The organism is Microbacterium hydrocarbonoxydans, from assembly GCF_023715885.1.
GTDB classification, from domain to species: domain Bacteria; phylum Actinomycetota; class Actinomycetes; order Actinomycetales; family Microbacteriaceae; genus Microbacterium; species Microbacterium hydrocarbonoxydans_C.
The window spans coordinates 178,762-191,620 of sequence record NZ_JAMBOY010000006.1; the positions used below are offsets into that span (position 1 = coordinate 178,762).

At 69.5% G+C, this 12,859-nt stretch carries 14 protein-coding genes and 1 rRNA gene; 1 reads left to right on the forward strand and 14 read right to left on the reverse strand.

Translation table 11 applies throughout. The features are described 5' to 3' along the window. Nucleotides 1-27 precede the first annotated feature (27 nt). The 13 genes from M3195_RS15455 to M3195_RS15515 all read right to left on the reverse strand — a co-directional run bounded on the left by M3195_RS15455 (nt 28) and on the right by M3195_RS15515 (nt 12,049). Nucleotides 28-822 carry a pseudouridine synthase gene (locus M3195_RS15455; RefSeq protein ID WP_374209333.1) on the reverse strand — a complete coding sequence of 265 codons (795 nt, stop codon included), beginning with the start codon at nt 820-822 and terminating at the stop codon, nt 28-30. Beyond that, the gene (gene scpB / locus M3195_RS15460; RefSeq protein WP_251588877.1) at nt 819-1,436 is read right to left on the reverse strand and encodes an SMC-Scp complex subunit ScpB; all 618 of its coding nucleotides are present in this window, start codon (nt 1,434-1,436) and stop codon (nt 819-821) included. Before scpB ends, M3195_RS15455 begins: the two co-directional genes overlap by 4 nt. Beyond that, a complete protein-coding gene (locus M3195_RS15465; RefSeq protein WP_374209334.1) occupies nt 1,426-2,304 on the reverse strand; it encodes a segregation and condensation protein A in 879 nt (292 codons plus the stop codon). The genes scpB and M3195_RS15465 overlap by 11 nt, the downstream gene beginning before the upstream one ends. Then, nucleotides 2,288-3,178 (reverse strand): ParA family protein, encoded by an 891-nt coding sequence (locus M3195_RS15470; protein WP_096715719.1) that lies wholly within the window; start codon nt 3,176-3,178, stop codon nt 2,288-2,290. The genes M3195_RS15465 and M3195_RS15470 overlap by 17 nt, the downstream gene beginning before the upstream one ends. A 98-nt stretch (nt 3,179-3,276) precedes the next feature. Beyond that, entirely contained in the window at nt 3,277-4,179 is a 903-nt protein-coding gene (gene xerD, locus M3195_RS15475) for a site-specific tyrosine recombinase XerD (protein WP_251588878.1), read from the reverse strand. 2 nt (nt 4,180-4,181) lie between these two features. Then, a complete protein-coding gene (locus M3195_RS15480; RefSeq protein ID WP_251588879.1) occupies nt 4,182-4,772 on the reverse strand; it encodes an NUDIX domain-containing protein in 591 nt (196 codons plus the stop codon). Further along, nucleotides 4,765-6,459: a CTP synthase gene (locus M3195_RS15485; RefSeq protein ID WP_251588880.1), complete on the reverse strand. Its 1,695-nt coding sequence runs from the start codon at nt 6,457-6,459 to the stop codon at nt 4,765-4,767. The genes M3195_RS15480 and M3195_RS15485 overlap by 8 nt, the downstream gene beginning before the upstream one ends. A gap of 26 nt (nt 6,460-6,485) precedes the next feature. Next, complete coding sequence (recN, locus tag M3195_RS15490; RefSeq protein WP_251588882.1) at nt 6,486-8,168, reverse strand: DNA repair protein RecN; 1,683 nt, start codon at nt 8,166-8,168, stop codon at nt 6,486-6,488. Then, on the reverse strand, nt 8,165-9,079 hold the full coding sequence (locus M3195_RS15495; protein ID WP_251588884.1) for an NAD kinase: 915 nt from the start codon (nt 9,077-9,079) through the stop codon (nt 8,165-8,167). The genes recN and M3195_RS15495 overlap by 4 nt, the downstream gene beginning before the upstream one ends. Next, nucleotides 9,076-9,873, reverse strand: a complete 798-nt coding sequence (locus tag M3195_RS15500) for a TlyA family RNA methyltransferase (RefSeq protein ID WP_251588886.1) — start codon at nt 9,871-9,873, stop codon at nt 9,076-9,078. The genes M3195_RS15495 and M3195_RS15500 overlap by 4 nt, the downstream gene beginning before the upstream one ends. Beyond that, nucleotides 9,870-10,046 carry a hypothetical protein gene (locus M3195_RS15505; protein WP_251588888.1) on the reverse strand — a complete coding sequence of 59 codons (177 nt, stop codon included), beginning with the start codon at nt 10,044-10,046 and terminating at the stop codon, nt 9,870-9,872. The genes M3195_RS15500 and M3195_RS15505 overlap by 4 nt, the downstream gene beginning before the upstream one ends. Nucleotides 10,047-10,108: 62 nt before the next feature. Then, nucleotides 10,109-11,146, reverse strand: a complete 1,038-nt coding sequence (locus tag M3195_RS15510) for an HAD-IIA family hydrolase (protein WP_251588889.1) — start codon at nt 11,144-11,146, stop codon at nt 10,109-10,111. A gap of 6 nt (nt 11,147-11,152) precedes the next feature. Further along, nucleotides 11,153-12,049: a hypothetical protein gene (locus tag M3195_RS15515; protein ID WP_251588891.1), complete on the reverse strand. Its 897-nt coding sequence runs from the start codon at nt 12,047-12,049 to the stop codon at nt 11,153-11,155. A gap of 24 nt (nt 12,050-12,073) precedes the next feature. Here M3195_RS15515 and M3195_RS15520 point away from each other — a divergent pair, with 24 nt between their 5' ends. Next, the gene (locus M3195_RS15520) at nt 12,074-12,697 is read left to right on the forward strand and encodes a hypothetical protein (RefSeq protein WP_251588893.1); all 624 of its coding nucleotides are present in this window, start codon (nt 12,074-12,076) and stop codon (nt 12,695-12,697) included. Between the two features lie 46 nt (nt 12,698-12,743). Here M3195_RS15520 and rrf read toward each other — a convergent pair. Then, nucleotides 12,744-12,859 (reverse strand): 5S ribosomal RNA (gene rrf, locus M3195_RS15525).

The window sequence follows — 12,859 nt, forward strand, 5'->3', positions numbered from 1 at the left end:
CCTCGCCGGGCGCACTCGTCGTCTCGGTCACTCGTTCTCCTGCTGCTCGCCTGGCGCCGCGGCGACACCGGAATCACGGCGCGCGAGAGTCAACAGCGCACCGAGTTCGATTTTACTCAGTTCGCGTGTGCGACCAGCCGGGAGGGTTCCCAGGTGGAGGGGTCCGAACTGCCGGCGGACGAGCTCCGTGACCGGATGCCCCACCGCCGCCATCATCCGTCGCACGATGCGGTTGCGACCGGAGTGCAGCGTGAGCTCCACGAGACTCGAACCGCGGGACGTGTCGAGGAGACGAGCCTTGTCGGCGGCGATCGGGCCGTCTTCCAGCTCGATCCCCTTCGTGAGCTTCGAGATCGTCTGCGCAGTGACCGCTCCGTCGACCTTGGCGATGTAGACCTTGGTGACACCGAACGACGGGTGCGCCAGCACGTGTGCGAGCTCGCCGTCGTTCGTGAGGACGAGCAGCCCGCTGGTCTCGGCGTCGAGACGGCCGACGTTGTAGAGACGCTCCTCGTAGTCCTTCGTGAACCGGCGCAGATCGGGACGACCGCTCTCGTCGCGCATGCTGCTGACGACACCGGTCGGCTTGTTGAGCATGACGTAGCGCTTGGAGACGTCGAGCTGCACGGCCGTCCCGTCGACGTCGACGAGATCGGTCTCCGGGTCGATCCTCGTGCCGAGCTCGGTCACGGTGCGGCCGTTCACCCGGATGCGCCCCTCGACGATGTACTGCTCCACCACGCGCCGCGACGCGACGCCGGCCGCGGCCAGCACCTTCTGCAGTCGGACGCCCTCGGGCGCAGAGCTCGTGTCTTCCATCATCGGACCACTCCTTCATCGAAACCGTCGGCGCCGTCGTCGAGCAGCGGGGAGATCGGGGGGAGCTCGTCGAGGGAGTTGATCCCGAGGTGCTGCAGCAACGCGTCGGTGGTGCCGTAGTTGATCGCACCCGTCTCCGAATCGGCGAAGAGCTCGGTGATCAGTCCGCGTGCGAGGAGCGTGCGCACGACCGAGTCGACGTTGACCGCGCGGATCGAGGCGACCTGGCTGCGCGTCACGGGCTGCTTGTAAGCGATGACCGCGAGAGTCTCGAGAGCAGCCTGCGACAGTCGTGCCGGCGCCTGACCGCCGACGAACTCGGCGACCAGGGAGTCGTGGTCCTCGCGCACATAGAGACGCCACCCACCGCCCACCTCGCGCAGCTCGAAGCCGCGCCGTGGACCGCTGCCCCGCCCGTCGTAGTCGTCGACGAGCGTCTCGATCGTCTGACGCACGGCCGCCACCGGAGATCCGACGGCGGCGGCGAGGGCGACGAGGCCGATGGGTTCGTCGATGATCAGCAGGATCGCCTCGATCCGCTCCGCCAGCGGGGTCTCGAGAGGAGCGGTCGGGGCCGCCGCCTGCTCCTCGGTGGGCGCGGTCAGGTCATCGGTCATAGTCGGCCCCCAGGCTCGCGAGTGTCTCGTCCGACCAGGAGTCGGCGGCCCAGCGCAGCGTGAGCTCGCCGAGCGGTTCCAGTTGTTCGAAGCTCAGTGCGGCGTGCCGATACAGCTCCAGCACGGAGATGAAGCGCGCGACGACGATGCCCGGTTCGCGGATGCCGGACACCAGCTCGCGGAAGCTCAGCGACTCCGTGCCGCGCAGCAGCGTGACGACGATCGCCGCCTGTTCGCGGATGCTGACGAGCGGAGCGTGCAGATGGTCGAGGCCGACGTGCGGGATCTCCTTCGGCGCGAACGCGAGCAGCGCGAGTGCCGCGAAGTCGTCGACGCTGAGCGACCAGACCAGTTCGGGCGTCTGCGTGCGGTGTTTCTCGTCGAGCCGCACCGCCCGGACGTGTCGGCGATCCTCCCGCTGCAGGCAGCGCGAGAACCAGGCCGACACCTCTTTGAACGCGCGGTACTGCAGCAGCCGGGCGAACAGCAGATCGCGTGCTTCGAGGAGCGCCACGGCCTCGGCATCCACCAGCTCTCCCTGCGGCAGGAGTCCGGCGACCTTCATGTCGAGAAGCGTGGCGGCCACGACGAGGAACTCCGATGCCTGATCCAGCTCCTCATCGTCGTCGAGGTGCTGCAGGTACGCGATGAACTCGTTCGTGACCGCGCTCAACGAGACCTCGGTGATGTCCATCTCGTGCTTCGAGATGAGGTTCAGCAGCAGGTCGAACGGTCCGTCGAAGTTCGACAGCGAGACCCGGAACCCCGCCTCGGGCTCGCCGGAGGCCGATTCGGATGCCGCGGCTGTCGCCTCGTCCGGTCCGACGGACGCGAGCGTCTCAGGAGTCTCGTCAGGCGACGGCGCCACGGGCGACCAGCTCCCGCGCCAGCCGCAGGTACGCCTGGGCGGCGGCGTGCTCCGGAGCGAATTCGGTGATGGGGACGCCGGAGACGGACGCGTCGGGGAACTTCACGGTCCGGCCGATGACGGTTTCGAGCACGTCGTCGCCGAACGCCTCGACCACGCGCTCCAGCACCTCGCGCGAGTGCAGCGTGCGCGGGTCGTACATCGTGGCGAGCAGGCCGTCCATCGTGATGGACGGGTTCAGCCGGTCGCGCACCTTGTCGATCGTCTCGATGAGCAGTGCGACGCCGCGGAGCGCGAAGAACTCGCATTCGAGCGGGATGATGACGCCGTGAGCGGCGGTCAGAGCGTTCACCGTCAGCAGACCGAGCGACGGCTGGCAGTCGATGAGGATGACGTCGTACTCCCCCGCGACCTGGCGCAGCACACGCGCGAGGATCGTCTCGCGCGCGACCTCGTTGACGAGGTGCACCTCCGCGGCCGAGAGGTCGATGTTGGCGGGCATGACGTCGAGGCCGTCGACGCTCGTGTGCACGATCGCCTCGTGCGCATCGCGCTTCGTGTCGAGCAGCAGATCGTAGATCGTCGTCACGTCGTGCGTCTGGATGCCGAGGCCCGCCGACAGCGCACCCTGCGGGTCGAAGTCGACGGCGAGCACCTTGCGGCCGTACTCCGCGAGGGCGGCGGCGAGGTTGATCGACGTCGTGGTCTTGCCCACTCCGCCCTTCTGGTTGCAGAGGGCGATGATGCGAGCCGGTCCGTGCGAGGCCAGCGGCTCAGGAGTGGGGAACCCGTGATACGGCCGGCCGGTCGGTCCGAGGGGTGTCTCGTCGGCCTTCCGTGCCTTCGCCCTGGACTTCGCCGCTTTCTCCGCCACCGCTTCTCCTGCTCCCTCGTGCTTGGTCGATTGTAGCGGCAGGCGCACGGCGGAGCCCTTCGCCGCGCGGCGGTGCCGGTCATCAGCGTCGGTCCCGATCACCGCGCCCGAGGATGCGAGGTCGCGTAGACGTCGCGCAGCGTGTCGACGGACACGTGGGTGTAGATCTGCGTCGTGGCCACGGAGGCGTGCCCCAGGAGCTCCTGCACCACCCGCACATCGGCGCCGCCCTGCAGCAGGTGGGTCGCGAACGAGTGCCTCAGCGTGTGCGGCGACACCTCCGACGTGATCTGGGCGCGCTCCGCGGCATCCCGGATCACGAGCCAGGCGCTCTGCCTCGACAGCGGTGCTCCCCGAGCTCCGAGGAACAGCCGCGCCGAGGCTCGGCCCTTCGCGGCGAGATCTGGCCGCACACGAGTGAGATAGGCGTCGACGGCAGCGCGGGCATACGAGCCGAGGGGAACGATGCGCTCTTTCGACCCTTTGCCCCGTAGCCGCAGCACGTCCCCGTGCGAGACGTCGTCGACATCGAGGTTCACCGCCTCCGAGACACGCGCGCCGGTCGCATAGAGGAGCTCGAGCAGGGCACGATCGCGGATGCCGATCGGCTCCTCGGCCGACGGAGCGGCCAGCAGGCGCTCGACCTGATCGATGGTGAGCGCCTTCGGCAGACGACGCGGCGCCTTCGGCGGTCGCAGACGCCCGCTCGGATCGTCGTCGTCGATGCCCTCGCGCGCCAGGAAACGATGCCACCCGCGTACCGACGACTGCAGTCTCGCAAGACTCGTCGCCGCCGGCGCGGGGTCCGCGGACGACCGCTCCGCGATGAAGCGCCCCACGATCGCGGGTGTGATCTCCGCCGAGTCGGCGATTCCGTCAGCGGTCAGCCACTCGAGATAGCCGGTGAGATCGCGCCGATAGGCGGCGATCGTGTGTTCGCTCAGCCCACGCTCGATCGTGACATGGCGCAGGTACGAGTCGAACGCACGGTCGAGCTGCATGCTCAGGCCCGGTCTCGCAGCCTCTGCGCGGTCGCCAGCACGCCGATGGTGAGGATGCCGTTGCGCATCCGCCCCTCCATGACCGCGGCGATCACCGCGTCGAGCGGAACCCATTCGACGCGGATGTCGGCCTCCTCGTCCTCGCGCTCGTGCGCCGACGCCGCGGCCGAGATCCCCGTGGCGAGGAAGATGTGAATCACCTCGTCGTTGCCGCCGGGAGTGGTCCACGAGGAGACGAGCGGCTCCCAGTGGGCGGCGACGAGATCGGCCTCCTCGGCCAACTCCCGCTGTGCGGCGACCAGCGGCTCCTCGCCGTCGACGTCGAGCAGGCCCGCGGGCAGCTCCCAGTCGCGATGACGGATCGGGTGCCGGTACTGCTGGATCACCAGCACGCGCCCCTCGTCGTCGAGCGCGAGGATCGCCACAGCGCCGGTGTGCTCGACGTACTGACGACGGATCTCGCCGTCTCCGTACCGCACCCGGTCGTCGCGGACGTTCCAGACGGCGCCCTCGAACGCGAGCTCGCTCTGCACGACCTCTGGCTCGAAGGGTTCGTCGCGCAGCCCGCCCGCGACGACGGAGTTCTCAGGCATCGGCTTCGACGTCGAACAGCTCGCTCGCGCGGTGCCGCTCGATCGCCGCGCCGACCAGTCCGCGGAAGAGCGGGTGCGGGTCGGTCGGCCGCGAGCGGAGCTCGGGGTGGGCCTGCGTGGCGATGTAGTACGGGTGCACGTCGCGCGGCAGCTCGACGTATTCGACGAGGTCCAGCTCAGGGTTGAGACCCGAGAACACGAGCCCCGCGTCGGACAGACGCGAGCGGTACGCGTTGTTGACCTCGTAGCGGTGACGGTGCCGCTCGGACGCGATCGGGGCGCCGTAGACCTCGCGCGCCAGCGACCCCTCCGCGAGGGCGGCCTGGTAGAGGCCCAGGCGCATGGTGCCGCCCAGGTCGCCGCCGTCGAGGATCTCTACCTGCTCAGCCATGGTCGCGATAACCGGCTCGGTGGTCTCGGGGTCGAACTCGGTCGACGAGGCGCCAGCGATGTCGGCGACATCGCGCGCGTACTCGATGACCATGCACTGCAGGCCGAGGCACAGACCGAGGGTCGGAATGCCTTGCTCTCGCGCGAACTTCAGCGCACCGAGTTTGCCCTCGATGCCGCGGATCCCGAAGCCGCCGGGCACGCAGATGCCGTCGAGCGCGGCGAGCTGCTCCCTGGCGCCGTCCGGCGTCTCGCACAGATCGGACGGAATCCACCTGATGTTAACCTTCGTCTCCTGGGCGAAGCCTCCGGCCTTGATCGCCTCGGTGACCGAGAGGTAGGCGTCGGGCAGGTCGATGTATTTGCCGACGAGCCCGATCGTGACCTCGTGCTTCGGGTTGTGCACGGCGTGCAGGACCCGGTTCCACCGCGTCCAGTCGACCTCCTCGGCCTTCTGGTCGAGGCCGAGACGGCGCACGATGTACGAGTCAAGCCCCTGCTCGTTGAGCGTCGACGGGATGTCGTAGATGCTCGGCAGGTCGACCGTGTTGATGACGCCCTCGGCATCCACGTCGCACATGAGCGCGATCTTGTTGCGGTTGCTCTCGCTGACCGGGCGGTCGCTGCGCAGCACGAGCGCGTCGGGCTGGATGCCGACCTGGCGGAGAGCTGCCACCGAGTGCTGCGTGGGCTTGGTCTTCTGCTCGCCGGAGGCCCCCATGAACGGGACCAGCGAGACGTGCACGAAGAACACGTTGTCGCGGCCGAGCTCGTGACGCAGCTGCCGCGCGGACTCGAGGAACGGCTGCGACTCGATGTCGCCCACCGTGCCGCCGACCTCGGTGATGATGACGTCGGGCTGCGGGTCCTCGGTCGCCTGCAGGCGCATGCGGCGCTTGATCTCGTCGGTGATGTGCGGGATGACCTGCACGGTGTCGCCGAGGTACTCGCCACGCCGCTCGCGCGCGATGACCTGGGAGTAGATCTGACCCGTGGTGACGTTCGCGGCCTGCGACAGGTTGATGTCGAGGAAGCGCTCGTAGTGGCCGATGTCGAGGTCGGTCTCGGCGCCGTCGTCGGTGACGAAGACCTCACCGTGCTGGAACGGGTTCATCGTTCCGGGGTCGACGTTGAGGTACGGGTCGAGCTTCTGCATCACGACGCGGAGTCCGCGAGCGGTGAGCAGGTTGCCGAGGCTGGCCGCGGTGAGCCCCTTGCCCAACGACGAAACGACACCACCGGTCACGAAGATGTGCTTGGTCGTGTCGTTCTTGGGCCCCGCAGAAGAAGAGTTCATCACGGGCTTCTATCCTAACAGTTCGCTCAGACGCCGAGGCTGAGAAGTTCGCGGGCATGGGTGAGTGCGGCGTCCGAATCCGCGAGTCCGGAGAGCAGACGGGCCATCTCCGCCTCCCGCTCCTCCCCCTCGAGTCGGCGGACGCTGGAGGCTGTGACTGCTCCGTCGTGGGATTTCACGACCGAGAGGTGATTGTTCGCGAAGGCCGCGACCTGCGCGAGATGGGTCACCGCGATGACCTGCGACTTCTCGGCGAGTCGGGCGAGTCGCCGACCGACCTCGATCGCAGCCGCTCCGCCGATGCCCGCATCGACCTCGTCGAACACGAACGTCGGAACGGGATCGGTACCGGCGATGACGACCTCGATGGCCAGCATGACGCGCGAGAGCTCGCCTCCCGACGCGCCCTTCGACACGGAGCGGGGCTCCGCGCCCGGGTGCGGCGCGAGCAGGATGCCGACGTCGTCGCGACCGTGTGCGCTCTCCGCGCCGGGGGTGACCGCCACTTCGAGCGTCGCATCCGGCATCGCGAGGGCGTGCAACTCCTCCGTCACAGCGGCGCCCAGACGCGCTGCGGCTGCCGTGCGTTCTGCGGTCAATGCCGCAGCGAACTCGTCGAGCTCGGTGCGTGCGGCGTCGCGCTCGGCCTCGAGCCGAGTGATGCGGTCCCCGTCGTCGTCGAGCTCGGCGAGGCGGTTCGATCCGGTGCGCCAGAGTTCGAGAGCCTCCTCGAGCGACCCGTGGGCGCGCACGAGCGCGCCGAGCGCTGCGCGGCGCTCCTCGACGGCGGCGAGCTCATGAGGGCCCGACTCATCGAGGTCGGCCAGGTACGCCGAGAGCTGCCCGGCGATGTCGGCGACGCGGTAACCGATGTCGGCGAGACCCTCGGAGATGTCGGAGAGCGTCGGGTCGGTCATGCGCTCGAGGGATCGACGCGCTTCCGCGACGAGAGCGGAGACATCGGGCTCGCCCTCTTCGCTCGACAGGGCGTTGTGCGCGAGCGTGGCAGCCAGGCGCAGGTCTTCGGCGTTCGCGAGGCGCTCGGCACGAGCGGTGAGCTCGACGTCCTCACCGGGCTCGGGGGCCGTCGCCTCGATGAGCGCGAGCGCTTCGCGCAGCCTCGTGGCCTCCTCGGCTCGACGGTCCCGGTTCTCCGTGATGTCGGCGATCTCGGCATCCAGGTCGCGCCAGCGCGCGAAGGCTGCCGCGTAGGCCTCGAGCGCCGTCGCGATCGGGGCGCCGCCGAACCTGTCGAGCGCATCGCGCTGAGCGACGGCCGACCGCAGTCGCAGCTGCTCAGACTGTCCGTGCACCACGACGAGCTCGTCGGCCAAGGACGAGAGCACTCCCGCCGGCGCGGCGCGTCCACCCACGCTCGCGCGACTGCGTCCCTCTGCGCTCAGGGTGCGGGAGACGTACAGCTCGGCCGTCCCGCCGCCGGCCGGCTCGAGTTCACCGCCGGCGTCGGCGACGATGTCGGCGACCTCGCCCTTCTCCGGCACGATCCAGACCCCCGCGACCGAGGCCTGCGCGGCACCGGCGCGCACGGCGCCCGAGTCGGCCCTGGCCCCGAGCAGCAGTCCGAGCCCGGTCACGACCATGGTCTTTCCCGCTCCGGTCTCGCCGGTGATCGCGGTGAAGCCCGTGCCCAGCGGGAGCACGGCGTCGGCGATCACGCCGAGCCCCTGCATCCGCATCTCCTCGATCACGCGCCCGCCCCCTGTCCGCGCCAGCCCGCGACGGGGAGCTGGAACTTCCGCACGAGGCGGTTCGTGAACTCGGCGGTGTGCAGGCGTGCCAGTCGCACGGGGCGGGAGGACCGTCGCACCACGACCCGTGCGCCGGGCGGCAGGTCGTGCGATCGACGGCCGTCGCACCACAGGATGCCGGAGCCGGTGGTCCCGTCGAGCATCTCGATCGCGACGGCGGCGTCGGGGCTCACCACGAGCGGCTTCGCGAAGAGGGCGTGCGCTGACAGCGGCACCACGGCGATGGCCTCGACCGTGGGCCAGATCACCGGTCCCCCGGCCGAGAAGTTGTAGGCGGTGGATCCGGTCGGGGTCGACACGACCATGCCGTCGCAGCCGAAGCTCGACAGCGGCAGTCCGTCGATCTCGAGAACGACCTCGATCATGCGCTCGCGACTCCCCTTCTCGACGGTCGCCTCGTTCAGCGCGAAGGTCTCGTAGACGACCGCGCCGCCGGCATCCTTCACGCGCACCGAGAGGGCGAGCCGCTCCTCGACGTCGTAGTCGCGGTCGATGACGCGACGCATCGCGGCGTCCATGTCGTCGCGGTCGATCTCGGCCAGGAAGCCCACATGACCCATGTTGATTCCGAGGACGGGCGCCGAGCAGCCCCGTACCAGCTCCGCTGCGCGCAAGATCGTCCCGTCCCCGCCCAGCACGATCGCCAGTTCGAGGTCCTCCTGCGCGACGGTGTCGCCGAGCACGTCGACGTCGGCGAAGAACGGATCGACTGCGCTGAGGTCCCCGCTGTCGTCGCTTGCGAGCACCGGACGCGCTCCCGCTTCGCGCAGCGCCTCGACCACGCGACGAGCCGCCTCGACGGTGTCCGTGCGTCGGGCGTGGGCGACGACCAGGATGTTGCGCTCGTTCATCGGCCCCCTGCCAGTGCGTTGATGCGTTCCGACCATTCTGACGGATCCGTGCCCCGGTCCGGAGCGAGGTGTACGAGATATTCCGTGTTGCCGTGCGTGCCGAGGATCGGCGATGGGAGGATGCCGAGCATCCCCAGTCCGGCATCCCAGGCGCTCCAGACGACCCTCGCGACGGCATCGGCGCGAGTGGCGGGATCCGTCACGAGTCCGCCGCGCACCGCCGTGCGGCCGACCTCGAACTGCGGCTTCACGAGCAGCACGATGTCGGCGTCGGGCGCGGCCACTGCCGCGACGGCGGGCAGCACCAGTTCGAGCGAGATGAAGGACAGGTCTCCGACGACGAGGTCGGGCGCCCGCTGCTCGCCCGTCGCGGCTCGCAGGTTCTCCGGCGTCATATAGCGCACGTTGTAGCCCTCGACGAGCACGACCCCGGGGTCGGCGGCGACGGATGCCGCGAGCTGGTCGTGTCCGACGTCGACGGCGAGGACCGACCGCGCACCGCGCTCGCGGAGCACCTGCGTGAAGCCACCCGTCGAAGCGCCCATATCGAGCGCGAGACGCCCGTCGACGGCGATGTCGAATCCGTCGAGAGCGGCGATGAGCTTGTGGGCGGCCCTGCCGACGTAGTGGTCGGCGCCGGCGACGGTGATCTCGGCCGTGTCGAGGACCGGGGTCGAGGGTTTGACCACGGGGCGCCCGTCGACGGTCACGAGGCCGTCCGCGATCAACGATGCGGCGTGCGTTCGCGAACGAGCGAGTCCCCGCGTGGCGAGGGCGGCGTCGAGTCGCGTCATCGCGCGCCAGAGGCGTCGCGCTGATCGAGGCGTGCGCCGCTGTCGAGGCGGCGGGACAGCTCGTCGTGCAACCCGGAGTACGCGTCTGCTCGCGCAGCCAACGGCTGCCCCTCGATCAGGCGCAGGCGACTCCACAGACCGTCGGTCGGCTCGTTCGTCGTCTCATCGCTCACGTCTCTACTGTACGCGGCGGCTGCGACAGCGGGCCGGAGCCACGACGACCGCCCGGCCGTCGTCAGGGGCGGTGGAACGGGTCGTCGTAGAGACGCTCCGGCACTCGGAGCACGAACACCGGGGTCCCGGACGCCCAGATCGCGGACGCGCCGGCCCGGAGCAGATCGATCTGCTCGTCGCCCTCGGCCAGGATCTCCACATCGGGCCCGGAGACACGCACGGACGCGCCGTTCACGGAGTGGATGCCGTCTTTCACCGAGGCAGTCGGATACGGCTCGTGGAGGTCGCGAAGATCGCGGAGAATGTAGGTCGGCCGCGATCCCTCGGGCGCGGCCAGGACGTGCTTGGGCCGGTCGATGCCGGTGAGAACGAGAGCCGAGTCGATCCCGGCGCGCACTGCGCCGAGGATGTCGGTGTCGAGCCGGTCGCCGATGAAGAGGGGGTTCTGGGCGCCGAAGCGCGACAGGGCCTCCTCGAAGATCGGCACCTCGGGCTTGCCGGCGACCGTCGCCAGTCGACCGATCGCCGTGTGGACAGCGGACACCAGCGTGCCGTTGCCCGGTGCGACCCCGCGCTCGCGCGGGATCGTCCAGTCGGTGTTGGTCGCGATCCAGGGGATGCCGCCCTCGTCCTCCGGGACCTTCAGTGCGAAGGCGGCCTCGGCCAGGTCGGTCCACGCCACCTCGGGGGCGAAGCCCTGCACCACGGCCGCCGGCGAGTCGTCAGCCGAGCGCGTGACGGTGTAGCCCGCCTTCTCTGCCTCGTCGACGAGTCCGTCGCCGCCCACGATGAGGAGGGTGGCCGGCGGGGGGACGATCCCGGCGAGCAGTCGCATCGCCGCCTGCGGGCTGGTGATTACATCGGCCGGGGCGACGTCGAGTCCCAGGCTGCTGAGGTGCGCGGCGACCGAGGCATCCGTCCGTGAGGCGTTGTTCGTGATGTAGCCGAGACGCACCGATTCCGCAGCTCGGTTGAGGCTCTCGACCGCGTGCGGCAGCGCGCCGGGACCGGCGTAGACCACCCCGTCGAGATCGGCCAGCACGGCATCGGCGCCGTCGAGCGGTGTGCGCTGCGCCTGCTTCTTCGAGAACAGCCCCACCGCGCCTCAGGCCTCCTTCGAGGAGTCGCGCCCCTCGTGGGTGCCGGACCCTTCGGTGTCGGACTCGTCTTCGCCGAGCAACTCGCGGACCTCGTCCTCGATCGACGGCTCAGGCTCAGCAGCGTTCTCGGTCTCGACGGCGCTCTCGATCTCGCCCTCGGCATCCGTCGCGTCGCGAGCCTCGGTCTCGTCGGGCTCCGCGCCGGCATCCGCATCGGCGACGTCGGAGTCCTCGTCGAGGTCTTCGATGTCGTCGATCATCCCGTCTTCGACGAAGATCTCCTCGTCACCGGCTTCATCGACGCCGAGCGCCTCGGCGGCGACCTCGGCGCGATGCGCCCAGAACGCGGCCTCCTCGGTGCGGCCGAGGTCTTCGAGCACGGCCGCGCGGGCCGAGAACAACGCCGGACTCCACTCGAACGCGCGGTCGGGGTCGAGCTCCGGGATCTCGAGCTCCCCCAGCGCCAGCTCCAGGTCGCCCTGGTCGAGACGTGCACCGGACATGGCGATCGCCAGGGCGACCCGCACCGGCGTGGTCAGCGCGCTGCGGTCGACGGCGCGGCCCGTCTCGAGCGCACGATCGGGGCGGCCGATGCCGCGTTCGCTGTCGACCATCAGGGCGATCTGATCGTCCTTGCCGGAGATGCGACGATACGTGCGGAGTTCCCGCAGAGCGAGCGCGAAGTCCTCGTTCGCGTAGGCGGTGATGCCCAGCGTCTCGCGCACGATGGCGATGCGGCCGGCACGACGGGAGGCGGCGAGAGCATGCTGGTGTGCGAGAGCAGGATCCTCGTCGATGAGCCGAGACGCCATGGCGAGATGCCGAGCCACGTGCTCCGCGTTCTCCTTGCTCAGGGTCTTCAACTCGTTCCGAGCCGAGGGGTGCAGGTCGCGTGCCGTCACGTCTTCCGGCAAGACCGGGTCGTTGTGCCGAGGCCGCTCGGCCGCAGCCTGGAACGGGCGTTCACGACCCGCTCCCCCGCGCTGCGGGAAGGATCGGGAACGGTCCGACTGCGGCGCGGATCCCTCACGGCGCTGTCCGCCGTCACGGTTGTAACCGCCCTCACGACGCTGGGCACCACCATTGCGGTTATACCCGCCCTCACGGCGCTGTCCGCCGTCACGGTTATAGCCACCCTCACGACGCGGGGCACCACCATCACGGTTGTAACCGCCCTCACGACGCTGTCCGCCGTCACGGTTGTAACCACCCTCACGACGCTGTCCGCCGTCACGGTTGTAACCACCCTCACGACGCTGTCCGCCGTCACGGTTATAGCCACCCTCACGACGCGGGGCACCACCATCACGGTTATAGCCACCCTCACGACGCGGGGCACCACCATCACGGTTATAGCCACCCTCACGACGCGGGGCATCACCATCACGGTTGTAACCACCCTCGCGACGCGGGGCACCAGCATCACGTCGCGGCTGCTCGGAGCGGTGTCCGGAAGGGCGGTCTCGGCGCGGTCCTCTGTCGTCATTGCGACGCGGACGGCGCTCTTCCTCTTCCGGCATGATGCTCCCTGTTCTCGTGTGTGCTGTTAACGCGAAATGGCCACCCAGCTCTGGGTGGCCATTTCGTCTAAAAGGAGTCCGGCGGTGTCCTACTCTCCCACAGGGTCCCCCCTGCAGTACCATCGGCGCTGTGAGGCTTAGCTTCCGGGTTCGGAATGTAACCGGGCGTTTCCCTCACGCTATGGCCGCCGA